Genomic DNA, 1,826 nt, shown 5'->3' with positions numbered 1-1,826 from the left:
CCCAGCAGCGGCAGGCCCGCCGTCAACGCGGCCTCGATCAGGGCGAGTTCCCAGGCGTCGCGGGCGAGGGCGGGCCTGCCGCTGCTGGGCATCTGCCGGGGCATGCAGCTCCTGAACGTCGCCGTGGGCGGCACCCTCGTCCAGCACATCGACGGCCACGCGAAGACACCCGGGGTCTTCGGCCGCCACCCGGTCAAGCCGGTCCCGGGGACGCTGTACGCGACAGCAGTACCGGAGGAGACCTCGGTCCCGACGTTCCACCACCAGGCCGTGGACCGCCTGGGCGCGGGCCTGGTGGTCTCGGCCTGGGCGGAGGACGGAACAGTGGAGGCCGTCGAACTCCCGTCCGCGGACTGGGTGTTGGGGGTGCAGTGGCACCCGGAGATGGGCGAGGACCTGCGCGTGATGCGGGCGCTGGTCGCAGCGTCCGCGGTCGCCACTACGACGGGCCCGTCCCCCACCGTGTCCTGAGCCAGTCGAGGGCCGCGTCGCCCTGGGCGCGCTGGAAGGCGCGCAGGGTGGGCAGACCGGGCGGCGGTGGCCGCAGCGAGCGCTCGACGAAGAAACCGGCGAGCCCCGCCAGGGTGGCGGTGACACCGGCCGGATCCGCGCCCTCGGCAAGCGGATGCCGACTGAACAACTCCTCGGGATCCGGCCCGCCTTGGGCCCGCACACACGGCAGCATGACCAGCAGGTCGAACCAGGGGGCGGCAAGGACGGCATGCGGCCAGTCGACGAAGACGACCCCGCCGTCGTCCGTGAGCAGCATGTTGTCGGCCCGCAGATCGGAATGCGCGAGGGTGTCACCGGCCGCGGACTCGGCCCAGGGGGCGGCGAGTTGGTCCAGTTCGGCGAGATGGGCGACCGTCCACGGGTCGAGCCGCCCGTCGACGTCACCCACGTCCCCGTCGAGCAGCCGCCGCCAGCCGCCAAAGGCGCCGCCAAGACTCTCGGCCACGGTCGGGGCAACCACGGGAGACGGTGTGAGCCCGCGCCCCAACTCCTCCACAGCACGCAGCACCCGCGCCAACTCGGCTTCCCGCCAAGGGACATGAGGCTGCCGCCCGACGACTTCCTCGAAGACCAGGACAACCCACGTCCCGTCGTCATACGTACCGAGAAGCCGAGGAGCGGGAACCGTGACCGGGAGGGCCTCGGCATTACGGGCCTCCATGCGATGCAGCCCCGGACTGTCCGGATTGACCTCACCACTGACCGCCTTGACGAAGGCACGAGTCCCGTCGACGGTCCGCACCCGGGCGGCGGTCCCCGGGGAAAACCCGCCAACCTGAGTAACAGCACGAGTCACGACCGATCCGAGCAACCGCGCGACGGCATCGTGAACATGGGCGGGCAGGTCTTCCCAGGGCGTACGGACGCCGACGGCGGGCGGGGCGGCGGGAGGAGACATGTCGGTGATGGTGAGGGAGGAGCACGGACACGTGCCAAGGGTTTTCGCACCTGGCGACTCCGCACGGGACTGTGGCGGGGCGCAGGCTTCTCGGCCGGCCGGCTGGCCGACCGAGTCGAGTCGAGTCGAGGGAGCGCGTGTCTCGCCCTACCGGCTCGAAGCCACGCATCTCACGGCCCACCGAGCCGAGACAGCACACCTCACGCCCAGCCAGCCGAGGCAGCACGCCTCACGCCCCACTCGGCCACGGCCACGCATCTCACGACCCACCGAACGACAGCACACCTACGCCCACCGAGCCCAGGCAACACACCTCACGCCCCACTCGGCCAAGGCCACACACCTCTCGGCCCACCGAGCCGAGACAGCACACCTCACGCCCCACCGAGCCCAAGCAACACACCTCACGCCCCAC

General features: G+C 71.5%; 2 protein-coding genes. One reads left to right on the top strand and one right to left on the bottom strand.

Annotation, left to right across the window (positions count from 1 at the left end; all coding sequences use genetic code 11):
* Nucleotides 1-471 (top strand): gamma-glutamyl-gamma-aminobutyrate hydrolase family protein (locus JHN45_RS51740; RefSeq protein ID WP_374195703.1); only part of this gene is annotated, 471 nt, incomplete at its 5' end.
* Here JHN45_RS51740 and JHN45_RS51735 read toward each other — a convergent pair.
* Nucleotides 440-1,411 carry a phosphotransferase gene (locus tag JHN45_RS51735; protein WP_201056445.1) on the bottom strand — a complete coding sequence of 324 codons (972 nt, stop codon included), beginning with the start codon at nucleotides 1,409-1,411 and terminating at the stop codon, nucleotides 440-442. The genes JHN45_RS51740 and JHN45_RS51735 overlap by 32 nt on opposite strands.
* Between the last annotated feature and the right edge of the window lie 415 nt (nucleotides 1,412-1,826).

The organism is Streptomyces sp. MBT53, assembly GCF_016654115.1.
Taxonomy (GTDB): domain Bacteria; phylum Actinomycetota; class Actinomycetes; order Streptomycetales; family Streptomycetaceae; genus Streptomyces.
Note: the sequence above shows the minus strand (reverse complement) of the source record. Positions and strands in the feature narration are given on the sequence as shown.